Source organism: Vibrio eleionomae (assembly GCF_009874545.1).
Lineage (GTDB): Bacteria > Pseudomonadota > Gammaproteobacteria > Enterobacterales > Vibrionaceae > Vibrio > Vibrio nitrifigilis.
In genome coordinates this window covers 89,603-113,089 of sequence record NZ_WEKT01000011.1, presented here as the reverse complement: position 1 = coordinate 113,089, position 23,487 = coordinate 89,603, and the positions used below count along the sequence as shown (strand labels likewise).

General features: G+C 40.0%; 19 protein-coding genes and 1 riboswitch. Of the genes, 12 read left to right on the top strand and 7 right to left on the bottom strand.

The annotated features are described in order from the left end of the window. The 8 genes from F9817_RS08800 to F9817_RS08765 form a co-directional block, all read left to right on the top strand. Positions 1-2,693, top strand: a 2,693-nt coding sequence (locus F9817_RS08800; protein WP_161154588.1) for a hypothetical protein, incomplete at its 5' end; no start/stop codon positions are given. Then, on the top strand, positions 2,674-3,660 hold the full coding sequence (locus F9817_RS08795) for an SEL1-like repeat protein (RefSeq protein WP_161154587.1): 987 nt from the start codon (positions 2,674-2,676) through the stop codon (positions 3,658-3,660). The genes F9817_RS08800 and F9817_RS08795, both read left to right, overlap by 20 nt. Before the next feature lie 391 nt (positions 3,661-4,051). Next, positions 4,052-4,438: a hypothetical protein gene (locus tag F9817_RS08790; protein WP_161154586.1), complete on the top strand. Its 387-nt coding sequence runs from the start codon at positions 4,052-4,054 to the stop codon at positions 4,436-4,438. Then, the gene (locus F9817_RS08785; protein ID WP_161154585.1) at positions 4,426-4,677 is read left to right on the top strand and encodes a hypothetical protein; all 252 of its coding nucleotides are present in this window, start codon (positions 4,426-4,428) and stop codon (positions 4,675-4,677) included. Before F9817_RS08790 ends, F9817_RS08785 begins: the two co-directional genes overlap by 13 nt. Positions 4,678-4,960: 283 nt before the next feature. Next, positions 4,961-5,713, top strand: coding sequence for a trehalose-phosphatase (otsB, locus tag F9817_RS08780; protein ID WP_161154584.1), 753 nt, complete (start codon positions 4,961-4,963; stop codon positions 5,711-5,713). Then, positions 5,710-7,506, top strand: coding sequence for a glycoside hydrolase family 15 protein (locus F9817_RS08775; RefSeq protein ID WP_161154583.1), 1,797 nt, complete (start codon positions 5,710-5,712; stop codon positions 7,504-7,506). Before otsB ends, F9817_RS08775 begins: the two co-directional genes overlap by 4 nt. After that, positions 7,503-8,891: an alpha,alpha-trehalose-phosphate synthase (UDP-forming) gene (locus tag F9817_RS08770; RefSeq protein WP_161154582.1), complete on the top strand. Its 1,389-nt coding sequence runs from the start codon at positions 7,503-7,505 to the stop codon at positions 8,889-8,891. Before F9817_RS08775 ends, F9817_RS08770 begins: the two co-directional genes overlap by 4 nt. A gap of 166 nt (positions 8,892-9,057) precedes the next feature. After that, positions 9,058-9,693 carry a LysE family translocator gene (locus tag F9817_RS08765; protein WP_161154581.1) on the top strand — a complete coding sequence of 212 codons (636 nt, stop codon included), beginning with the start codon at positions 9,058-9,060 and terminating at the stop codon, positions 9,691-9,693. A gap of 64 nt (positions 9,694-9,757) precedes the next feature. Here the strand turns inward: F9817_RS08765 and F9817_RS08760 are convergent, their stop codons facing one another. Next, complete coding sequence (locus F9817_RS08760) at positions 9,758-10,429, bottom strand: hypothetical protein (protein ID WP_161154580.1); 672 nt, start codon at positions 10,427-10,429, stop codon at positions 9,758-9,760. 206 nt (positions 10,430-10,635) lie between these two features. After that, positions 10,636-12,018: an alanine/glycine:cation symporter family protein gene (locus tag F9817_RS08755; protein ID WP_161154579.1), complete on the bottom strand. Its 1,383-nt coding sequence runs from the start codon at positions 12,016-12,018 to the stop codon at positions 10,636-10,638. A 100-nt stretch (positions 12,019-12,118) separates the two neighbouring features. Next, positions 12,119-12,217, bottom strand: a riboswitch (glycine riboswitch). Positions 12,218-12,610: 393 nt separating this feature from the next. Between F9817_RS08755 and F9817_RS23830 the strand changes: the two genes are divergently transcribed. After that, complete coding sequence (locus F9817_RS23830; protein WP_202436400.1) at positions 12,611-12,769, top strand: hypothetical protein; 159 nt, start codon at positions 12,611-12,613, stop codon at positions 12,767-12,769. A 21-nt stretch (positions 12,770-12,790) separates the two neighbouring features. Next, entirely contained in the window at positions 12,791-13,528 is a 738-nt protein-coding gene (locus F9817_RS08750) for a chromosome partitioning protein ParA (protein WP_161154578.1), read from the top strand. Between the two features lie 84 nt (positions 13,529-13,612). Here the strand turns inward: F9817_RS08750 and F9817_RS08745 are convergent, their stop codons facing one another. Next, positions 13,613-14,095 (bottom strand): YajQ family cyclic di-GMP-binding protein, encoded by a 483-nt coding sequence (locus tag F9817_RS08745; RefSeq protein ID WP_161154577.1) that lies wholly within the window; start codon positions 14,093-14,095, stop codon positions 13,613-13,615. Between the two features lie 424 nt (positions 14,096-14,519). Between F9817_RS08745 and F9817_RS08740 the strand changes: the two genes are divergently transcribed. Beyond that, positions 14,520-15,407, top strand: coding sequence for a putative PEP-binding protein (locus F9817_RS08740; RefSeq protein ID WP_161154576.1), 888 nt, complete (start codon positions 14,520-14,522; stop codon positions 15,405-15,407). 70 nt (positions 15,408-15,477) lie between these two features. Here F9817_RS08740 and F9817_RS08735 read toward each other — a convergent pair whose 3' ends face one another. Then, positions 15,478-16,872: a hypothetical protein gene (locus tag F9817_RS08735; RefSeq protein WP_161154575.1), complete on the bottom strand. Its 1,395-nt coding sequence runs from the start codon at positions 16,870-16,872 to the stop codon at positions 15,478-15,480. A 100-nt stretch (positions 16,873-16,972) separates the two neighbouring features. Between F9817_RS08735 and F9817_RS08730 the strand changes: the two genes are divergently transcribed. Then, the gene (locus F9817_RS08730; RefSeq protein ID WP_161154574.1) at positions 16,973-17,806 is read left to right on the top strand and encodes a CvfB family protein; all 834 of its coding nucleotides are present in this window, start codon (positions 16,973-16,975) and stop codon (positions 17,804-17,806) included. Between the two features lie 177 nt (positions 17,807-17,983). Here F9817_RS08730 and rsmF read toward each other — a convergent pair whose 3' ends face one another. From rsmF to F9817_RS08715, 3 genes are all read right to left on the bottom strand, one after another. Continuing rightward, positions 17,984-19,414, bottom strand: coding sequence for a 16S rRNA (cytosine(1407)-C(5))-methyltransferase RsmF (gene rsmF / locus F9817_RS08725; protein ID WP_161154597.1), 1,431 nt, complete (start codon positions 19,412-19,414; stop codon positions 17,984-17,986). A 143-nt stretch (positions 19,415-19,557) separates the two neighbouring features. Then, complete coding sequence (locus F9817_RS08720) at positions 19,558-22,182, bottom strand: PqiB family protein (RefSeq protein ID WP_161154573.1); 2,625 nt, start codon at positions 22,180-22,182, stop codon at positions 19,558-19,560. Next, positions 22,175-23,419, bottom strand: a complete 1,245-nt coding sequence (locus F9817_RS08715) for a paraquat-inducible protein A (RefSeq protein ID WP_161154572.1) — start codon at positions 23,417-23,419, stop codon at positions 22,175-22,177. The genes F9817_RS08720 and F9817_RS08715 overlap by 8 nt, the downstream gene beginning before the upstream one ends. Positions 23,420-23,487: the final 68 nt, after the last annotated feature.

Below are 23,487 nucleotides of genomic sequence, written 5' to 3'. Positions count from 1 at the left end.
ATTCTCTACATCATAAAGCTATGGAGTTAATTATAAGTCATGTAAATGAACCGAATACTTATTATAGTAATTTAGAGGATGTTTTAAATACATTCTTATTAAATAATAAGCAAGGAACAACAGTTGAAGCTTACAAGTTTGCTGACTTTTCAAAAGATGATGATATAGAGGATTTTCTCGAGGGAAGAAAGTATAATAGTGCAAAGTTTGGTGAGTTATTTTTTGCATTGTATAAACTTAATACAAATGGTTTTTTGATAAAAGAACAGTGTTTTAATATTGAACAGTTATTTGGTCTTAGAAAAGAAGTAAATAACGTTGTTGATTTAATAAAACGTTCTAAATCACAAGAAATAATAAAGTCAGCATGTGAGAATCTTTGTTCAGAAGACAATAAAAATAAAATGGGGTATTTTTCTGCCTATTATTTAGCAATGTCGCTAACACAAGATGTTGCTTCAAAAATCTCATTTTTCACTACAAATATAGATAAAAATACCAATAATATAAACACATATAGTAAATGGCTAAATAAATTAGTTAAATATATAAAATACAGTGTTGAGATATGTAGTAATTGGGAGGAGAAAGTTAATAACAAGGTTGTTAGTAATCAGAATTTTTTGTGCGTAATTAACGAAGATGATTATTTTGGAGCGTATGAGTCTGCGTATGAATCAAATCTTGACGTTTTATGGAAAGAGTTAAATTGGAGTCCAAAAGATCTATCTGATCAGATATATGCCTTAAATGGAAAAAGTTGTACCCATATTGTGGAATGCTCTTTAGTGTCAGAACCAAATAAAGTATTATATATTAGGTCTAATAACCCTATATTAAGTTCTGATAAATCCATTAATAAAGGACACGTTAAGAAATATAAATTTGATTTTCATGACGTTGTGTCTGGAGATGGGGGAATTGAAGTTACTCAAGAGCCACAAAATCAGACTTCAGTGAAGAGATATGAATATAAAGGCGTAGCATTAGACGATTTTGCTCATCAATTTACATCATATTCATTCACAAAGGATGTTCCCTATTTTCAACAATGGAATGAATATTATGCTCCTAAAACAGGTAAGGTGAATGTATTTGGCATTGAAGGTCGTTATGATATGTCAATGGCTGCCCAATTTATGCGATTTAGTTTTCAAAACGAAACAGCTTTAACATTTGGTTTTGCAGATGGTAAACCTAGTAATGGTTTTGTAAGTGAATTCAAAAATGAATCTAAAACAGGTATAAATATTGCCAGTGCACAAGCATCTGTGACTTATTCATTTCCTGAATCTGGAAACGGTTTTGAGTTCAAATTACCATACGTAGAAAAATACTTGGATGAAAATAATAACTGGCAGGAAAAGTCTGCACAGGCTCCTATGGGGAACTTCGGTTTAATTATTACTGGACAAGTATATGGGGCCGTTGCTGCAAGTTTACAAATGTGTGGTTCTATCGATGTTGGTAATTCAGCCACAGGTCTTTTCGGCATTAAGGGAACGCAGGATACTGAGGACGCTAATCGTTACCAAGTTTCTGAGTCAAATGATGAAAAAAATATCGCCAAAATTGAAGGGAAAGCATTTGCTGGGGTTGAAGTTGGGGGGCTACTTAAGTGCAGTTTAATGTGGTTACCACCTTATGTAAAAGAAGGAACTAAACCGATCTGTTTAAGTAGTATTCAAGGAGGGCTTCGTGCTACTTTGGGTTTTTCTGGGATGGGCTTGTCTATCACATTTACGCAAAGTAAGTTTATCTGGCACTGTCAGCCGATGCCGACATGGGGGTTAGGTATTAGTGGAAAAATTTCTGGAGAAATAGATTATAAAGCTCTAGATCATCTGTTTTATTTATTAGTGAGTCTAACGCAATCCAGAAGATTCAAGCGTTTCGAATTTATTGATGAAAAAGATGATGAAACGTTTAAAATGATAAATAAAACCTTAACTATTATGATTGCCTATCACTTAGAGGCTAGTGAGGTGTTACTATTACCTGTGAAGATGATTTCAAAATTATTTAGTAAAAGTATAACCCATAAAAATGCTTATTCTATTGCCAATTTTATTAATGATAAGAGTAATGTCAGTGGGGAAAGGGAGTGGTTAAAAAATGCTCTCCCAGAAACATTTGCAAAGTTGCTTCATGCGTTAGTTAAATATAATGAAATAACATTTTTGAATTTTACAGATTCTCAGCAATTACTAAATAAAGATAATTCGTTAAAAAATATATCCCAGTCCCAAGCTATTCTGACTATATTAGAATGGATGGGTGCATCAAACCCTAATGGACCTAGTGACCAACAAATTAAAAATTTTGAAAATGCGATTCAAAGAATGGGTTCATTCGATGGTCAAGAATTCAATAAAACTGAGCAGTGGATTCGATATAAAAATAATTTATTAAAAATTAGAGAATTCTTTAGGTTGTGTTCATCTAAAAAATATGAAAATGAATATGATCGTATAATGCATATTAACTATAATAATTTTTCAACTATGATTACTCGTTTGACAATAAAACACGGATTATTTTATTTATATCAGCCAAATCTTGATCATACGAGTGGCGGGTTTTCTGTAGGTAAACGTGATACTGTAGTGTTAGATACTAAACATGAAAAAACATCAAAATATAAAGAAATTGTTTGGAATGGAGACATTGAATATGATTACCATAATTACTAGAATTACGTTTTTTCTATTGTTACTGTTTCTATCTAATCAATCATATGCATCCAGTTTGGGACAAAGATTATTTAACACCTATCAATTCGACCGAGCTGAAAAGGTGTTACCAGAGCTATCCAGTAAAGGTGACGCAGATGCTACATTTTGGTTGGCATTAGTACAGTTCCAAAATGGAAAACACTTTGTCGCAGGCGATACCATGCATAAAGCCGCTGAGCAAGGAAACCCTTGGGCTATGAGAATGTTGGTACCAAAATGGAATAATTATTGTGATTATTTAGGGTGGCCCTGCGATAGTCGCTGGAAACAAAAGGCTATTGATGGTTGGAAAATACTAGCCAAAAAAAATGATGGCAAAGCGATGTATGCGTTATTAGACGTTACATACAGTATCTGGAAAGACATTCCTTTCTATCGAGTATATAAGTACGATAAGATTGTTGATAAGATTGTAAAAAACGGAGGGTATAACGCTTTAAATAATAGGTTTGTATTAAGTGATAGTAAAAGAATAGAGTTGCTTAAATACGCTATCAAACGAAATAACCCTAATGCAATGGTGTGGATATACTATCAATGTGATGATTATGGTTTGAAACTGTCAGAGGGTGAAAATTGTAACGATTGGTTAAATACTGCTCTTGATATGGGATATTATAAGGCAGCTCAAGCTTTAAGGTTTTATTATTCTGGCTTCCGTGGTGATAAAGTTGTCTATAAATCGATTAAACCTGATGAAGCCTTTTATTATTATAGTTTGGGTAAACTATCGGGGATAGATAAATTTCTTTTTGTATTTCCATCAGGAAAGTTTTCCAGAAATCAACAAAGAAAGTTGGATGAAATTCAAGCTAAATATATGAAAGTTGGAATTAGCGAGAAAGCCAAAAAATTCTTTAAAAATCATAAACCAAGAACATTTTATGATGAAAGCTCAGACGTAAATGATATTCTTAAACCTTAAAATAAAGCAGCCAAGTTTGGCTGCTTTATTTTTTAATGTTTGAACTATTAACATAGATAAAATAATTATTTAATTATATCGTTATGATAGGTAGATATAGAAATAACTTTAATACTATGGGTTGAGTACTCTAGCGATTATTGGAGGTTCAAATATTAGCAACACCTTTCTATAACAACTTAAGACTTTAATCCGTATTGTAATTAATCCTTTAATAAAAGAATTAAGAGATCTTATCTTAATCCATTTTTTATGCAACTAGTTAAATTTTGTAGTTAAATGTATAATTAGTGCAAATTTATAACAGATAAAAAACATTTAAAAATGGATTTGAGCCTTACGATTCATTTAGCGGGGATTTGAATAGGTTAGAGCTGTTGGAGCAAATAAAATGAAGAAAGTTATTCTTATATTAATAGTAGTTTTTTCATTATACGGACTGTATGGCAATTTTGAAAATAGTGAAATCGAGGTGAGTGATTTTTTCACTATCTCAGGAATAAAACCGAGCGACGTAACAGTCGCTGTATATGTGGAATATTTTGGTCGCGGTAAGTCATGTCCAGGCTCTACATGGAATGAAGCTACAGGAGAATTATCTGGAGGTATATATAGAAATTCATATACTTTTAAGAAAAATTTAGCCTCTGATGAGGAACACTATAAATTTCACCTACCATATAAAAATATTGAAGTGGACAAAGAGTGTATTGCGAAGCTATCGAAAATTAATATTGTTTCTTACAGGGAAAAGAAGATGACCGTTTGGCGGGATTAAGAATTAAAGGTGGAGATAGTATAAATGAACCAAGGATATCCATAACCGATCATTTAGAGGAGAAAAATTGTGGTCCAATAGAAAATATTAAGGCTGGTGGATATTCATGTGAATTATATATAAATAATAAACCTGCTTTTCCTGATAAAATTCAGAAAGGTAGTGTAAATTTGAACTATTCTGATATCAATAAAAATAGCAATCTTGTTTATGATATTGTTAAACGTGCTGATTATTAAAAAGGAAAAATATGAAATAACGCTGAGTTTCATTTGTAAGTGAATGTATTTGTTAGCTTAATATATTTGTAATCAACAAGTTACAATCAGGCGGGCGGTATTTTTATACTATTAAAAATCTATGATTAGTTGAATTATTCTCGCTGATGTTCACATTATTTCCTCAGTTAATTGCAACAATTTATCAATTTTACATAGGATCGTTATAACCATATTTCAAGGTTGTTTTCTGCTTTTTATAGCGTTATTGTAATAAAGAACTTGCTAAAATGTGCGGGGGATAATGATGAATACATTACCTAAGCTGCCTTTTGAGCAATCTGCAATTTTTTTAGATTTTGATGGGACACTAGTAGATTTAAAACCGACGCCTGATGCAGTGATAGTCACTGATAAAGTCAAAAATACGTTGCGGCAAATAAACCGCGAGACGAATCAAGCGAGTGCCATCATAACCGGACGTAGTGTAGATTCACTCGACAGCTTACTGGCGATGCCTGAATTTAAAGTGAGCGGTAGCCACGGGATGCAGTTTCGTTTTGGAAACAGCCATACCGTTAATCAACATCCAGATGTTGTTGCTTTGCCTCAGTCTCTGTTGGACGAATGCCAACTGTTTTGTGCAGAGCAGCAATTGCTTCTCGAAGACAAGCCTCTTACGCTTGCCATCCATTACCGTGATCAACCGTTTAAAGAGCAGATGGTTGAACGTTTTCTTAACGATGTCATAAACCGTTATTCAACACTTAAGCTTGCTGTGCAAAATGGCAAATTTATACGGGAATTGAAACCAGAATTTATTAACAAAGCTTCTGCTCTTACATACTTCATGAATTGTGCTGAATTTGAGGGGCGAGTCCCTTGGTATTTTGGCGATGATGTCACTGACGAAGATGCCTTTAAATGGGTCAACAATCACCATGGTGTGTCCGTTAAAATCGGCGAAGGGGCGAGTTGTGCTAATTATCGCTTGGAGTCTCCCGACGGTGTCATAGAATTTTTTCAAGCTATGCTGGAAAAAGGAGGGAACCAGTGATTGATAACAGTCTTGATCTTGCGTTGATTGGTAACTGCCGTATTAGCGCATTAATCGACAAAATGGGCGAGGTGGTATGGTCTTGTATGCCTCGTTTCGATAGCGACCCGGTATTTGCCTCATTACTTAAGACGGGTGAAAAAACGGAACAAATTGGCACCTATGGTATCGATTTGGATGGTTTTTCTCATAGCAAACAACAATACCGTAAAAATACGGCAATATTAGAAACAACGTTGTTCGACCAAAAAGGAAACGGTGTAAGGATCACTGATTTTGCACCACGTTTGATGCTTTACGGCCGTGTTCACCGGCCAGTTTCCTTGATCCGAATACTGTCTCCAATTGGCTCACCAAAGATTCGAGTAAGGTTGCGTCCTGCGGATAATGAAACTGGACAGCCTTATGTCAAAATCGAGGGGAGCAACCATATTAAGTATCTTAACGATACGCTTTCTCTTCGGTTGACCACCGATCTCTCGATTACTTGTATTCAAGATGAAAGTTGGTTCATTCTCGATCAAGATTCTTACTTAATCTTCGGTAATGATGAAAGCCTTGAAGAGCCTATTCAGCAGCTAACACTACGTTTTCTTAATGAAACAGAGCAGCATTGGCGAACTTGGGTTTGTAACTTAGCAATACCTTTTGAGTGGCAGGATGAGGTAATTCGATCTGCAATTACATTAAAGCTGTCAGCTTATGAAGACACTGGGGCGATTGTTGCGGCTATGACGACGTCGATCCCTGAAGCCCAAAATACTCAACGCAATTGGGACTACCGGTTTTGTTGGTTGCGGGATAGTTATTTTACAGTGCACGCCTTAAACCGGTTAGGTGTCACCGCGACGATGGAGCAATACCTGCGTTATTTGATCAACCTCGCCACCAATATGGATGATGAATATCTTCAACCGGTGTTCTGTATTAATGGCAGTAAGCAGATGGAAGAAAAAATCATCAAGAAGTTGGATGGCTATCGAGGTATGGGGCCTGTTCGATTTGGTAACCAAGCTGCGGATCAAATCCAACATGATGTATATGGGGCCGTTGTACTTTCTGCAACGCAAATGTTTTTTGATGAGCGGATTCGCAAACCTGACGATAAGCGACTTTTCCCAGTTTTAGAACAAGTGGGTGAGAAAGCCGTTCAATACTATAACCAGCCCGATGCGGGATTATGGGAGTTGCGTGGAAGTCAACATATCCATACCTTTTCCAGCATCATGTGCTGGGCTGCGGCGGACCGATTAGCGAAAATCGCCGCTAAGCTTCATCTGTCTGGCCGCCAAGAATATTGGGCTCGTCACGCTGAGTTAATCAAGCAGGATATTGATAGCAACGCTTTCAATAAAGAAATAGGCAGTTATACCGCCACATGGGGTGGTGACACTATGGATGCAAGTTTGCTATTAGCCTGCTCACTTGGATTTGTTTCGGGTGATGATCCTAAATTCATTGGGACCGTGGAAGCGATTGAACAACATCTGCGGCCAAAAGGGAGTAAATACATCTTTCGTTATGTGATTGAAGATGATTTTGGCGAGCCTGAAAATGCGTTTACGATCTGCTCTTTTTGGTATATCGAAGCGTTATGTGCCATCGGGCGGTGTACCGAGGCGAGGGAATTATTTGAAGACTTATTGCAACGCCGCAATCACGTTGGGTTGTTATCTGAGGATCTAGACCCAGAGACGGGAGAATTGTGGGGTAACTTCCCGCAAACCTACAGTATGGTAGGCATTATTAATTGTGCTCGCATGTTAAGTCAAAGATGGGAGGATGAATTATGAGTCGACTCGTTGTTGTGTCTAATCGTGTCGCCAAGCCTGATACAGTAAAAGGGGGCGCTCATGGCGGCCTTGCTGTCGGAGTGTTTGCAGCGATGGAAGAATCTGGCGGTATCTGGTTTGGTTGGAATGGCAGAATTGAAAACAGGCCGAGCACCGAAGTGAGAGAGGAGAGTCGCGGTAATATCGATTTTATTACAGTTGGCTTAAGGCAAAACGAATACAAGAATTTTTATCTTGGATACTCTAACAATGTTATTTGGCCTCTGTTTCACCAACGCCCTGATTTAATGCGTTATCGCAATCATTATCGGGCGGGTTATTTAGGCGTTAACCGAAAATTCGCCAATCATTTACTGCATTACCTAAAACCCGATGACACCATTTGGATTCATGACTATCAATTGATTCCTATGGCAAAAATGTTACGTGAGGCCGGGGTTAAATCTAAAATTGGTTTTTTCCTGCATACACCTTTTCCAGCATTTGATTTACTGCGTGCGTTACCGTATTACGACAATATGCTGGATGAACTGTTGAATTATGACTTGGTTGGGTTTCATACGCCGATTGATCAATTTGATTATCACCAAGCTATCGAACATACCTTTGGCGGTACGATTACAGAAACGAATCACATTACCTGTCACGGTCACGAACAAGACACTGGTGTGTATCCCATTGGCGTCGATCCAGAAGATATAGAAACTGCGGCGAATAAAGGGGTGAGTACTAAAGAGTATCTGCAATTACGTGAAGAACTTGGAGATAGAAAACTGATTATAGGGGTGGATCGGCTTGATTACAGTAAAGGGATATTTCATCGTTTCCAGGCCTATGATCAGCTACTCAAGAATAACCAAGACTTGCATCGTAAATTGGTCTATATGCAAGTGGCACCGACGTCTCGTGGCGACGTCAAAGCCTATGAGCAACTTGCCAAGCAAGTAGAACAATCAGCGGGACATGTAAACGGTACTTACGCAGATTTTGATTGGACACCGCTCCGTTATATTAATCGCGGGTTTAGACGTAGCACGGTTATCGCTTTATATAATATGTCTCATATTGGATTTGTAACGCCCTTACGTGATGGCATGAATCTAGTAGCTAAAGAGTATGTCGCAGCACAAAACCCAGAAGACCCAGGTGTACTGGTTTTATCAAAAATGGCTGGGGCGGCTTACGAGTTGGATGCGGCTTTAATTGTGAATCCATATGATACTGAAGCGGTGGCCGATACGTTAGCCAAAGCGATACGTATGCCGCTTGATGAACGTATTGACCGATGGAAACAAATGATGGCGATCATACGTAAAAACGATATTGTGGCGTGGCAAAGAAACTTTCGCCAAGATTTAAGGCATTACCCGCATAAACTGTTTTGATACGTTTTTAAATCAAGAAGGTTTAGTGACGTTGTCATAACGTGATTTTGTCTTATAGACTGATGATTTATTAGAAATAATTTCTCAGTACATGATAATTGTTTACAGACATTCAAGGGCAGTTGCGGTATAACCTGATTAAAGCCGTTTATTGCCCGAGGGATCAATGTACATACAAAATTTTGAAGCTTTTGTCATAGCCATTACCATTTTGACTTTAACACCCGGACTTGATACGGCATTAGTGATTCGTAATACGTCACGTGCGGGTATTAGTGATGGTTGTGTAACGAGTTTTGGTATTTGTAGTGGACTGTTTGTTCATGCCACGTTTTCTGCAATTGGTATTTCTGCAGTGTTAGCACAATCAGCAGAACTGTTTCAAGTCGTGAAAATGATTGGGGCGGCCTACTTAATATGGCTTGGCTACAATAGTTTGAAAGGTTTGATAAAAGGGAACAGTGGTGGTTTGCATGTTGAAACGGCCAATAACTCGAACTTAAGCATTCGTCGTTCGTTGCGCGAAGGTTTTCTATCTAACGTACTTAATCCAAAAACGGCGGTCTTTTACTTAGCATTTTTACCGCAATTTATTAGTCCGGCGCATTCTGCGTTACTGCAATCATTGTTTATGGCAGCGGTGCATTTTGTGATCGCAATGATCTGGCAGTGCGCATTATCTGGCGCTCTCAATAAAGCCAGAACTCTGTTGAAAAGCGCTAAGTTTATGCGTTGGATGGAAGGTACAACAGGATGTGTTTTAGTCGGTCTAGGTGTTAAGTTAATGCTTGAACGTCGATAACATTTTGATTGTTTGAATAAAGCCTGGTTGTGTAAAACGTCAACCAGGCTTTTTATTATCCTTATTAAAAGTGTAATCCATGATCAGCAGCAAATTGAGTAATCCACTGGGCTGCGGTAATGAGCAGAGGAAATAAATAGTGGAATGCCACTTCTAATCCCCGTGCAACATCATGAGTCACCACTCTTATCCAGTCGTTATTACCTAATGCAATTCTTACCGCTAACAATGACGATAAAACGAAGAGAATAAATCCCATTAAAGCTTCGTTTTCTGATGCCTTCCATAAATGCAAACAGACTCTGGGCCCAAATGGGAATAGTGGAATACTTCGCCCATTGGGGAGATCTGCAAGTAGATGAATCAATGCCCCGTAAGTTGCGCCAAATAAAGCCCCTTTTGCTAAATCCCAAGCTAATTCACCATGATGAAAGTGGGAGATAAATAGCCACCACCATGAGAATGAAAACAGTGCGATCCAAAGAGCAATATCATGAGACATACCTCGATGATCAAACAGCGTTTTGGATACATGGGCTTTACTGCCATCTTCATTAATTTCTGTGTCACTTTCAGTGGTATAGCGTATTTCTACATCGTCTGGAGCCGTCACACCCCACGCACAACCGATGATAGACATAGCGATAATTGGCCAAGGTAAATGCTGTTTAATACCGATGACGATGGGAACGCTGACGGTAAGAGCCGCGGTAATACGATGTCCTTTGCGGTTCATTTTATACTCCTAGAAGGCACCTACGAAAAAGAGTAGGGAGGTAATTGTTTGATAATATTAAAGAGTTTATTAAGTGGTGTGTTGGTTTACAGCAAGAATAGAGCAAAGAATTGAATGAGTGATATGATTCGATTAGGTATTGTTTAGAAAGATAAAAAAGCGACACCAATCGGTGTCGCTACAATACAGAATCTTGGTTAAAAGACTTAGTTGGTTTCTAGCGCAACATTATCATCGTTGGCCGTTTGTGCAGGTTTAAAGTACAAACGAGTTTCTTCTGTAATCACTTTACGTAGTAAAATCAATCCGATTAGGTTTGGAATCGCCATTAAACCGTTAACAATGTCGGCAATAATCCAAATAAGATCGAGTTGTAAGAAAGCGCCAGAAGCGACCAAGCAAATAAAAATGAATTTATACGGTAATACTGCTTTGGTACCCATTAAGAATACGACACAGCGCTCACCGTAGTAGTTCCAACCTAAGATGGTGGTAAAAGCAAAGAACATTAGACCGATAGAGACTAACATTGGGCCAGCATCATGCGCATTTAAACCAACAGCAAATGCGTAGGTTGTCATTGCCGCACCCGCATAATCGCTTTGCCATGCTCCGGTAAGAATTAGGGCTAGGCCTGTCATGGTACAAATTAAAATAGTATCAAAGAAGGTGCCAGTCATTGAAATCAGGCCTTGGCGAACACAAGAATCCGTTTTAGCTGCCGCTGCGGCCATTGGAGCACTGCCTAATCCCGATTCATTTGAGAACACGCCGCGAGCAATCCCTGATTGAATCGCTAACATGATAGAAGCGCCCAAGAAACCGCCAGTTGCTGCTGTTGAGGTAAAGGCCGATTCAATCACCAGTGAAATTGCATCCATTAATTTGTCAGCGTTGGTCACAATAATCGCCAAGCAAGCAATGATGTAAAAGACGGCCATCGCTGGAACAACTTTACCCGCGACTTTCGAGATCGATTGAATGCCACCAATGGTCACAATAGCAACCAAGAGTGTGAGCACAACGGCAGTTACTTCTTTAGAAATACCAAACGAAATATGGGTAGCATCAACAATAGCATTCACTTGAGCAAAGGTACCGATACCAAAAAATGCTACACCTATGGCAAAAATGGCAAATAAGGTCGCAAGTAAATTAGAGCCAACACCATACTTCAAGAAGTACATTGGACCGCCAACCATTTGGCCTTTATCGTCAATTTTACGATATTTAACAGCAAGTAAACACTCAGAGTATTTTGTTGCCATACCAAAAAGTGCCGCTAACCACATCCAAAATAGAGCGCCAGGACCGCCCAATTTGATCGCTGTTGCAACGCCAACAATATTACCCGTGCCTATGGTGGCAGATAGCGCAGTACATAACGCAGCAAATGCCGACACATCCCCTTGTTTTGCATTGCTTTTGTCTTTGCTAAACACCATTTTTAGTGCGGTAGGCAGGTGGCGAAATTGGATCATTCCTAAACGGAACGTAAAGTAGATACCTGTACCGACTAATAAAATGAGTAATGGTGGACCCCAAACAAAGTGGTCAATAGTTTGTAAAATGTCTTGTAGGTTTGTCATTCGTTTCCCCTTAATAAACAACATATAAGGAGAAGAGGGAAAGGGTGGGTCGTGAAAAAAACGATCGCAAAGCTGCCAAATGGCAACGTTAAAATTAGCCTTTCTCTCCTCTGTCCTTTTGCCTGAGAGTTTCATCTCACTATGTGTGAGATTTGCTCCTTCGGCGACCGATTTAACGGTTCTCTCCAGAGGTTCCTCCAACTACAGTCCTCGCATATTCTTATAAAGAATAAAGCACCTGAAAGATTTACTTCTTCGGCGGGTATGTCTAACCTATTTGTTACTTATAGGTTAACATCCTCTCTCCTGCAGTCTTCATCGGAACAATTATCTGTAACAGATAATTTGCGCAAAGAATACTAACCAAAAGTCAATGTGATGTCATCTACAAAATTGGCATTTATTATCGTTTTTTGCTTTTAAAACTGCGAAGGATATAAGATTTCGGTCTACCCCTATGATAGCGATGATTAATTCATCGAATTTTGTGGGAAATAAAGCCAGTTGGGCAGATTTTTCGAATTTATCAACTTTTCTCTGACCTTTCCCTTTGTTTCAATGGTATAAAATAGAAAACCAAAGGAGCAGACTCATGACCAGACTGATCGCAATTGTGCTATTGCTGGCTATCGCGTTTCTATTAATACGGTATCGGACCAATGCTCGGTTACAGAAAGGCGTCGTGATTACAATATTTTCCGCTCTTATTCTTTATACAGTTTCAGTGGTAATCATGGAGTTGTTTCGCTGAGGTACAACTTAGGAGAAAAATGTGGACCATCACAATAATATCGATGACAACGAAGATGTAGTGGTAATAGAGCAGAGAGATAAGCGTACATATATCTATATCGGTATTGCCGCTGTTTTGGGATTGGCATTAGGTGGATTAATTGGCTCGACGCTAACATCGTCAAAATGGCAATCCGCTTACGATTCATTGAATCATAAGTATGAACAATTAACGGATAAAAACTCGGATATATCGAAGCAAGCGCAAAGTGATTTGGCTCAAGCCAATCAACAGCTGCAAGATAAAATTGATGCCGCAGTGACGAAAGCAACTGAGGATAAACAATCTCAAATCACCAAGTTAGAAAAAGAGGTTGCTGAACTGGAGAAAGTGAATGATTCTCTTGATAGCAAGGTAACTAACCAAAAAGCGACCCTAGCTAAAGTGGATGAGCAGAAAGATAAATTAGCTAAGAAAGCGAATTTGCAAGCGAGCGTTTTTGAACGTTCACGCGAGATCTTTCAAAAAGAGTTAAAAACCAAGCAAGAACTAGAAAAATTGCAGAAAGAACGTGATGATTTAGCTCCAAAAATTAAAGAACTGAAAAAAGCGTGTGATCTTTATTTAGCGGGAACCTCTTGGGATGCTAAATCTGACTCTTGTGATAAACAAGATGAAGCAAAGGCTCGCCTAGGACAATTAGATCAGATGATTCATGTCCATCAAATGGATTTGAAACAGATGAAAGCGTTGTCGGAAGATATTGGTTTAAAGTAGATACCACTACATCATTGCCCACATACCGATACCAACAGATATAAAAATCAGCGCTATATAGCGCTGATTTTTTATAGGCTGATATTAATCGCGGAAGTTATTATATTGCAATGGCAGTTCTAAATCAGAACCTTTAAACATTGCAATTACAGACTGAAGATCATCGCGCTTTTTACCAGTGACACGTACTTTATCGCCTTGAATCGATGCTTGAACTTTTAGTTTGGCATCTTTGATCATTTTCACCATTTTTTTCGCAGTAAGCGTTTCGATACCTTGCTGGAAGACCACGTCTTTATTCCAGTTTTTACCCGATTGAGATGCAGATTTTGAATCCATTGAACGGGGATCAACGCCTCGTTTGGCAAGGTTATTCCGTAAAATATCCATCATTTGTGTGATTTGAAAATCACCTTCGGCTTTTAATTTCACAATATCGTTTGATAGATCAAAACTTGCGTCTACGTTACGAAAATCGAAACGAGTGGAGAGCTCACGGTTAGCATTATCTACAGCGTTACGAAGTTCAACGGTATCGATTTCTGAAACAATATCAAAAGAGGGCATAAGTCACTGAATCCTGTTTTCATTAATTATTTACACGACGCATGTCGCTACTTTATCAAGTAGATCCGATTATCGCGTTAACCAGTATTTTATCACTTTTTTGGTTAGGCGCTTGAATTTGTTTATCATTATGACAATTTATCGGTTTTTATCCTATCAAATCGCGGTTTTTATCTACACTTCGCATATTGAATAGCACAAATTCGTTACAGTGGTTCAATAAACATTCAAAATGATAAGTGCAGGGTCTTTGCTATTGGGTGGCGCTGATGTGGGATGTTTTATTTTTAATCAATAACGAAATTTTTATTAGTAAAGTGAAAATTTATGCAAAATAAATCAATAAATATTGATTTTTGGCTTGAGTTTATTGCCATCTAAAGGTATTTTCAGACTTAACAACATAACGATAAACGGAGCAGTAATGAGTTTTGAACAATCAAGTGTGATCCATGAACAACTCGCTCTGGGAAATAGCTTACCTGGCGCTGATAGTCAGGGAAAAAGTCCATTTTTATTTGTGTCTTTGTCAGAGCTAATTGCAGAGTGCGTTTTCTATCACCCAACACTCGTATGTGGCACAGAAGGACTAACAGAACTAGAAAAAAATTCCTTAGATGCTTTACTGAATGGTCAGTCAATTGAAGAGCACTTTGTCTCAACTTTAGTTGCACAAATTGAACATGCCATAACGGCCGACCACCAAACAGTTCGAGTCTCTTTAAGTAACGCCGATAGCCATGATTTTCAAGCATTGATAGGTGGTAGTGTAGAAAACAGTGAAGTGAACCCAGCGATCGGTTTGCGTGGTGTTTCTCGCTATGCATCGAAATCTTATGCGGCTGGCTTCGCTCTTGAATGTAAAGTGATCAAAGCATTACGTGACAAAGGGCATGATATTGAAATCGTTGTGCCATTTGTTCGTACTTTAAGTAATGCCGCTACCGTTATTGATCGCTTAGCCGAGCAAGGTTTACCGCGCGGATTAAACGGATTAAAAGTGTCTTACGTTTGTAACGTGCCTTCTTCTGCATTATTGGCTGAACGTTTGCTCAAATATTTTGATGGCGTTGTTATTGACTGGGATCTACTCACACAATGTACGTTAGGTATCGATAAACAGAACCCAGAATTGGAGCATCTCTATAACCCAGAGAGTGAGGCTGTGACTATGCTCGTCGCCGAAGCAGCAAGTGCCGCAGAAAAAGCCAATAAGCCGTTAGTGATTGTCACTACTGCGTTAGCACAATACAGTAAGCTGCAAGCCTACTTGATTGATAATCACCCTAATACCTGTTTGTTTGATTTTTAAATAAGTACGGTTGGTAATAAAAAACACCAGAGTCGTCTTCTCTGGTGTTTTATTTTTAGCTATTTTCTATTTAGCCATCAATGGGATTGAAATTATCGGGCATTGGGATTGACTCAATATCGACAATTTTGCTTCGGTTTAATACGACTTTCCATCGGTAAAATTTAGGTGGAGAGACATGGCTGTTTTCTTTAACGATCAAATTAAGCAGATGACGTTTTTCTACACGCTCTTTACTCACTTGTCCTTTATTCAATACGTAGATTTTATTTGAACCTTTATCCATTAATCGGGTTATCGCACGTAAATCGATGAGCATTGTTTCCCGAGTTTGTTCGTAACCACTAAGAAAACGTGACGTTGTCATCTTTGTGTTTGAGTGATAGTGGAGTATCTGCTCTTCACGTTGAACAACACGTTTTTTGCGAATAACCTTAATGGTATCGGGGAGCTCTGCGAGTTTTGTGTAATCGAGCCATTCATACTTTTGTCCAACTTGCTTATTCGTTGTGGGATCAAAATAAGCTCGGCACCAACGAGGCTTCCCTTTACGTACCCGACGCCATAGCCACTCTTTCATTTCATCTTTAAATATTTCACGGATAGCGTATAAAAATGCCATTGCGATAATAAAAGAGGCGGTGATTTCACCTAAATAATCCCGTGCCGTTACGGCGAGAATAGTCACGAAAATCATAATAAATCCCGTCGCACCGCCTTTAACCATGCGTTGGACGTTTTTACCAAGAAAAGTGGTGTCTTCTTTTAATACAATAGGGTGTTCTATCAACCGTCTTAACAAGCGCATCTTATTACTCAAACGAGTGATATCTTTATCTGCTTTTCTACTGTTGTAGTGATTTAAGGCGCGATGAGCTTGCTCTTTTTCCGCCAAAGTAATCAAACGTTCTTTGATGGTTTTATAGTCTTGATCACGGGGTAATCCAGAAACAATCGAAAGAAATTTTTGTTCGGTATACCAAGATAGATAGTTATCGACATTGGCGTAATAACGTTTTAGATGTTCTTCATAGGGAATGGTACGGCGTAACCGTTTTAGAATATCAATCGATAGTTCAATCACAGTGTCGACTTCTTCAGCCACATCAATGACCTCATCATCATCTTCTTCGTTACTACTGCGCTTTATTTTGCTTACCGCGTTATCTAGAGCAATCACATATTGATACGCGTATAAACTTAAACTCACTCGATATTGTGTAGTAGAAAGCCGGCCACGCTGTGCTAAACGGCTGTGTACTAAGGGGAGTAATATTTTATCACTGAAATAAGAGCGCTTTTGGTGAATAGAGCTAATATAAAAATCAACTTCGGTCATGAGTTCAGGACCCAGTCCTAATTCACCGGGGACAAATAGGTAGAGATCTAAGTCAAGTTCCTTACTCTCTGAAACTTGCGTTGCTATTTTTAGCGTCACAGAATCGTGTTTATCTACCGTGATCAAAGAAAACTCCCTAAAAATTAATAAATTTCTTTTTACAGATAAAGAAAGCATAACAGAGATGACGTATAATCTCTGCAAATTTGATGTGAGACAATTTTAGATGATTAATGTAGGTCAGATTAACCGCCTCGAAGTAGTAAAAATTGCCGATTTCGGTGTTTTTTTGGATGCAGGAGAGTATGGCAGCGCTTTGTTACCAAATCGTTTCGTTCCTAACGAAACTGAAGTTGGGCAAACTGTTGACGCATTCCTCTATTTCGATTCAGAAAACCAGATTGCTGCGACCACTGAGCAACCCATTGCCAAAGTAGGCGAATGGGGCCTGATGAAAATTGAGGGTGTTAACAGTATCGGAGCGTTTGCAAACTGGGGAATTAAAGGCAAGGATCTGCTTATTCCATTTAGTGAACAACGTGGGCGTTTGGCTTTAGGGCAAACCATCCTTGTTTATGTATACACAGATAAAGCATCTGGCCGTATTGTTGGTACCACTAAGTTCAATAAATGGTTGGATAATACCCCCTCTCAATACACGAAAAACCAACAAGTTGATTTGATCATTGCGGAACGTTCTGATTTAGGTTTCAAGGCGATCGTTAACGGACAACACTGGGGGATGATTTTCCCGTCAGATGTTTTCGGTAAGTTGTTTATTGGTAAAAAGCTGAAGGGCTTTATTAAGAATGTTCGTGAAGATGGCAAAATCGATTTAGCGCTGCAAAAAGTCGGTGTCGCTAAAATGGATGATCTTAGTTCGAAAATCGTTGATACCTTAGAGAAAAAAGGTGGCTTTTTGCCGCTGAGCGATAAGTCTTCACCAGAAGCTATTTTTGCTGAGTTTCGTACAAGTAAAGGTACATTTAAAAAATCGATTGGTGGATTATATAAGCAGGGTGTGATTGTGATTGAGAAAGAGGGCATTCGCCTAGTTTAATCAACACAAGTCACCCATAAAAAAGGCCCATAACCTTAGAGATTATGGGCTCAGGGGAATGGCTCGTGAGAGCCTGCGCTAATTGGGTTTGAGCGTCAATTTGATACTTTTAATAGTAGTACAGACTGACAAAATAGCGACCATTTCCCACGATTAATTTTTGCGGTTTTTATGAGGCTAAAATAGGTTTTTATCACGAACTAATTCGCGTGGAAGACCATTTTTAATTCGGTTGCCTACCCATTTTCCTAAGCCGATCACGTTCTTATCGTAGCACACGATAACTTCACCTTTTCCAGATAAGTCATCTGGGCGGATATCTCGACCCATATACCACTCTCGAGCTTGCTCAGTATTTAACTCAACGCTGTGATCTATATTCCAACTTGCTAGAGCTGTTGCAACTTGATGTTGCCATCGATAACCCTTTTTATGAGTTTCCGCTATTTTAATTCCCATTCGAGAAAAACGGACCTCACCGAGCATCTCTTCTAACGCGTCAGGAAATAGCCATACGTCGTTATCGCGAATCCAAAGAGTACTGTGCTCAGGCAACACAATACCTAAGCTAGATTCTAACTGTTGAGCAATGTCTTGACTGACTTTTTTAGTGGCTTTTGCAAATGGGAATTTACCTAAACGCTTTTTTACTTCTGGTGTCGTGACGGCTGCGTGTTTACGTAGTTTGGCAACAAAGAAGCCTTCACAGTCATAGACTTGTGGGAATATATGCAGGAAGCCATCTTCCGTTAATGCTTTATTGGCCTCAGGGAACAGGTCGTTTAAAGGCTCAAAACTGACCGCGTCACCATACGTATTTTTCAGGTGCCAACAGACTTGTTGGTTTTCTTCTTGGCTTAAGGTACAAGTGGAGTAAACCAAGGTGCCGCCGACCTTAAGTGATTGAAAAGCGCTTTCTATTAGATCTTTTTGTGTATCAGCGATGCTTATCACTGATTCTGGTGACCAGTTTTTCATTGCATCGGGATCTTTACGTATCGTTCCTTCGCCAGAGCAGGGCGCATCAAGTAAAATAGCGTCAAACTGTTCGGGTAACCAACCACCAAAAATTCGCCCATCGAAATTGGTTAATGCCGCATTTCTCACACCACACCGTTCGATATTCGCGTGTAATACTTTGACGCGGCTGGCTGAGAATTCGTTAGCGACTAACACGCCTTCGTTATCCATTAAAGAAGCCATTTGTGTCGTTTTTGAACCTGGTGCTGCTGCCACATCTAACACACAGCGATACGACGGGGTCTCATTAGTATCTGAAAAAAGTGCGCTGACTGGCATCATGGAACTGGCTTCTTGAATATAAAATAAACCAGCCATGTGTTCTGCTGTGTTGCCAAGTGGGACTAGCGTTTCATCTGCTTCTATCCAAAAGCCTGTTTCACACCAAGGTACAGGGGACAGTTGCCATTGTTTGTTATGCGCTAGTTTAAGGAAATCATCGACACTGATTTTGAGGGTGTTTACACGAATGCTTTTGCGTAAAGGACGCTGACAGGCAGCAATAAAGTCGTCCATGTGAAGAGTGTCAGGCATTATTTTTGCCATCGCTTCTAAAAAGGACTGCGGGAATTGGATGTTAGGGTGCAAAACGGTATCTCTAAAACTGTGAGTAGCGGCATTATACCGATAACAACAGGATAAGCCAAAGTCGTGTGTAAAAAGAAACACCCTCTAACCGTGATGGCTGAGGGTGTTAAGAGTATTACGTTTTAATCTGTGTAAAAGGGAACCTAAGGCTTAGGTATCGGTGTTTGCCACTGGGTCCATTCATCTTCTGCGGATTCATGTAATCGAAATGCATGGCCTGATTCAGCGATCGGTTTTAGAGCTCCATTTGCTGGTGGAGTCGCGAAACTTACGCCGCCACGCACAAGGCTATCTAATGTGCCCGCTTTTACTTTCGCGCCCGTAATACCAATCGATACATTGACGCCTGAAGTATTCCAAAACACGGTATTGGTACGAATCAAATAAGCGTATTGTGGTTTGATTTCAATGGTAGAAACGACTCGGTCGGCTAAATCACCGAGTTTAACATCGAGTACTCGGCCAACTTCTATCTGGCGAAAATAGACGGGCGTGTTCGGTGAAAGTGAGTGGCGCATCGGGCTTTGTAATACAAAGCGAACGCCATTTTGTTGATAAGCCGATGAACTCAGTTCAAATTGATGCGTTTCTTTGCCTTGCCCCGGGGCGACATTAATGGTCGGGTGCAATAGCTTATCCACATTATCCACCCCGTGTAAGCTAATATTGGCTTTCGCTACCCAAAATCTTGAGCCAGTTCGCGCCACATATTGGCTATATTCGGGTTTAATTTGCACCATAAATGTCATCTCGTTACCAGAAAAGTTGGGTGTGACATGGGTGACACTACCGATATTGACCCCCTGATATTCAAGTGGCGTACCGGCTTTTACGCCATAGTTTTCGGAACTGCGCAGGGTAATTAGGCTGCCGTGGCGTTTGGCTTGTTCATAGCTACTATATAAGGTCCAATCATTGCCAGATTTATTTTCAACCCCGTTGAGGGTATCGAAAGCGATCCCTCCCTTAAGTAAACTCTGTAGTGGACCAGCCTGCATACTGACACCAGATAGTGACGCTGTCACTTTTACTCCGGAATGATCCCAAAATACGGAGTGGTCGTTAATCAGGTGACGATATTGGTTATTTATGTTGGCTTCGATGCGTACTCCCTTCGGAGTGAGCGTGTAGTTAGACACACTGCCGACTTGCAAATTGCGGTAGAGAATAGGGCTTCCCTTTTGCACGGATGGCAGAGTATCCGCCACCAAGGATATTTTGCTAGAGCCTGATTGATTAAACTGCGCAAGTTCGGATAGCGATTGGCTTGAGTACAATTCATAGGAAGAAGCTGGGTGATTATCCCCTTGACTCGTAAAGCTAATTGAACCTGCTACCAGCTGTTTGGCCGAAGGCAGTGACACACTGACACCATTTTCTGTTAGTGAAGCATTGACTGAGTTAGAGAGGTAAAAACGGCTTTGAGACTTCACTAGTGATTGATATTTTTTATCCAGTTGCAAATCAAAACGGACTTGCGAATCACCGATTAATTGGACATGTAACACTTTCCCAACGGGAATACCACGGTAAAGTACAGGAGTATTGACTTCAATACCGTACGAATCAGCGGCGTGCAGCGATAGGGTAAACGTATTACTGGTTGCAATACTGCTTTTCGCCTCTGCCGCAAATTGGCGATTACGCTCACCATCTCCTGGAATAAAGCTGAGGTAATTACCTTTAATAAAATTACCGAGATTTTTTACGCCACTTAACGAAACTTGTGGTTCTTCAAGAACAAAGCGAGCATTGGTGGTTAACATATCGGCAAATGCTGGTTCGATAGCCGCATCGGCAATGGTATGAAGTCGTTTGCTGTCTAACGAGAGGTTGGTGATTTGCCCAATCTCTATACCACGAAACATGATTGGGCTTCCGGTAGAGGTAATGCCACTATGATCCGGCAGTTGAATAGTAATCGGGACGCCACGGCCTGCCGTTTTTAAGTTTTTATATAACTTAAACTGAGTGTTCTTTGCCACTGGATCGCCACCATCAGGTGAATCAACGGCAATCGCGCCACTAATTAATGCATTTAAGCTATCAAGATGAACGCCTACACCATGGAAACCGACCTCGGCACCGACGCCACTCACATTCCAAAAGCGGCTCTGTTTGGTAATGATATGGCGGTATTCATCTTTAATCGATGCTTGAATTAAAACGGCTTTATCGTCTTTGGCGAGCTGGTAACTATATACCTCACCAATAGGGATCTTTTTGTACACAATTTGCGACCCAACCGAAATGCCACCCAAATCTCGAGCTTTTAGCGTAACAGTTAACCCATTATTAGCCTGCAAGTTTGCGGGAGCATTATCGAGGCCATGATATTTGGTCGGATAATCGGACTCTCTGTTTTCTCCTGGCTGCAATGCAATATAGTTTCCCGATACTAAGGCATCTAAACCGGAAACGCCGGATAACGATGCTTTAGGTTTGACCAGCCAAAATTGTGTGTCATGGGAGAGCAGCTTAGTCGCTTCTGGGTAAATATCCGCAGAGACATAAATGCTATCAAGATCTTGCGAAAGTTTGATGTCTCTGACCATGCCAACTTCAAGGCCTTGATAGCGGATAGGGGTTCGGCCAGCAACGAGCCCTTGGCCGTTAGAAAACTGAATTTGGATTCGTTCACCAGCATCATTGACCGATTTCATCACCAGCCAACCGGCCAAGAGCATGGTGACAATAGGTAAAATCCAAAGTGGAGAGATTCCCCAAGAGCGTTTCATTTTCGGGGAGTGAACAGCATTATTATTCATCGGCAGACCTACAAATGGCGCTTTCCTCATTGGTGCTATCCCAAATCAAACGAGGGTCAAGGCTCTCTGTCGCGAGTAAGGTTAAAAAGACCACCAAGCCAAAGGCGATAGCACCATTGCCTGGAACAAAATTGAGAATTTGCCCACGATCGACGAGAGTGAGCATGATGGAAATGACAAAAAGATCGAGCATCGACCATTTACCAATCACTTTGATGATTTGATAGATTTTCATTTGCCGTACTCGATTGCCTGTCTGAAAGCGAATGCCATATAGGATATAGCCTAGCCCCACGATTTTAGCGATAGGGACTATGATGCTCGCAACGAAAATAATGATGGCGATACTTACCATCTGACTATTAAGTAGGGAAATGACACCGGAAAATATGGTGTCTTCTAATCGTTGCCCGTTGGTGAGCAAAATGGATATAGGCAAAATGTTGGCTGGGATAAGCGCCACAGTTGCAGCCATTAGATAAGCGCTCGTTCTTTCAATCGAACGGGGTTTTCTTACATGCAAGGTATGATGGCAGCGCTGGCAATGACTTCCTTCCGGTTGAGATAAATGGCAATGGTTACAATGTATGTGTTTATGTTGATGTTCAAAACTCACTTCGGGACGCCATAATTCCCAATAACGACGTAAACTGACGCGGGTTATCAGCAATATGCACAATATTTGTAGACCAATTAACGCGTAAAGCGCCGGGCCGACACTGATGTCTGATATATCACTGAGCTTAATACAGGCCACCAAAATACTGACCAAAAAGACATCAATCATAGTCCAGGTTTTTAAACGTCGAATCAATGAAGTTCCGATTCGCAGCCCAATAAACCAATGTTTATGTAGCGATATATGGCATAACACTAGCGCTAAACACAGGGTGATCGGCGCTACCACGCTGCAGAAGAACACCAATACACCAAGAGGGAAATACCCGGCTTCAATCAGGCACCAGGCGCCATCAACAATGGACCCATGAAAGTTAACGCCAAGCAAATGAATATGAATGAATGGGAAACTGTATGCGGGTATAAAGAGTAATAGACAGGTGAGGGCAATGGCCAAGTTTCCGGATAATGAAGGACTACCGCCGCGGCTTTGCTGAGTACCGCAGCGTGGACAATAGGCATTATTTCCCGCCGTTGGATGAATAGAGAGAATCGGTAATCCGCACCCCTGACATAACCTGACAGGCGGTGCATGGCGAGTATTGTTTAGTGCTGGCATCGAATCTTTCGGTTGTATTATGTTCGGGTTATAAAAGGTACATTGTCACTTTTTGTGAAAATAAAAAT

What these genes read in the sequence shown, in the direction of transcription:
- F9817_RS08760 (WP_161154580.1), bottom strand. Translation starts at nt 10,429, where the DNA reads ATGAACCGCAAAGGACATCGTATTACCGCGGCTCTTACCGTCAGCGTT.
- otsB (WP_161154584.1), top strand. Translation starts at nt 4,961, where the DNA reads ATGATGAATACATTACCTAAGCTGCCTTTTGAGCAATCTGCAATTTTT.
- F9817_RS08755 (WP_161154579.1), bottom strand. Translation starts at nt 12,018, where the DNA reads ATGACAAACCTACAAGACATTTTACAAACTATTGACCACTTTGTTTGG.
- F9817_RS08715 (WP_161154572.1), bottom strand. Translation starts at nt 23,419, where the DNA reads ATGCCAGCACTAAACAATACTCGCCATGCACCGCCTGTCAGGTTATGT.
- F9817_RS08720 (WP_161154573.1), bottom strand. Translation starts at nt 22,182, where the DNA reads ATGAATAATAATGCTGTTCACTCCCCGAAAATGAAACGCTCTTGGGGA.
- F9817_RS08740 (WP_161154576.1), top strand. Translation starts at nt 14,520, where the DNA reads ATGAGTTTTGAACAATCAAGTGTGATCCATGAACAACTCGCTCTGGGA.
- F9817_RS08765 (WP_161154581.1), top strand. Translation starts at nt 9,058, where the DNA reads ATGTACATACAAAATTTTGAAGCTTTTGTCATAGCCATTACCATTTTG.
- F9817_RS23830 (WP_202436400.1), top strand. Translation starts at nt 12,611, where the DNA reads ATGACCAGACTGATCGCAATTGTGCTATTGCTGGCTATCGCGTTTCTA.
- F9817_RS08790 (WP_161154586.1), top strand. Translation starts at nt 4,052, where the DNA reads ATGAAGAAAGTTATTCTTATATTAATAGTAGTTTTTTCATTATACGGA.
- F9817_RS08730 (WP_161154574.1), top strand. Translation starts at nt 16,973, where the DNA reads ATGATTAATGTAGGTCAGATTAACCGCCTCGAAGTAGTAAAAATTGCC.
- F9817_RS08745 (WP_161154577.1), bottom strand. Translation starts at nt 14,095, where the DNA reads ATGCCCTCTTTTGATATTGTTTCAGAAATCGATACCGTTGAACTTCGT.
- F9817_RS08795 (WP_161154587.1), top strand. Translation starts at nt 2,674, where the DNA reads ATGATTACCATAATTACTAGAATTACGTTTTTTCTATTGTTACTGTTT.
- F9817_RS08770 (WP_161154582.1), top strand. Translation starts at nt 7,503, where the DNA reads ATGAGTCGACTCGTTGTTGTGTCTAATCGTGTCGCCAAGCCTGATACA.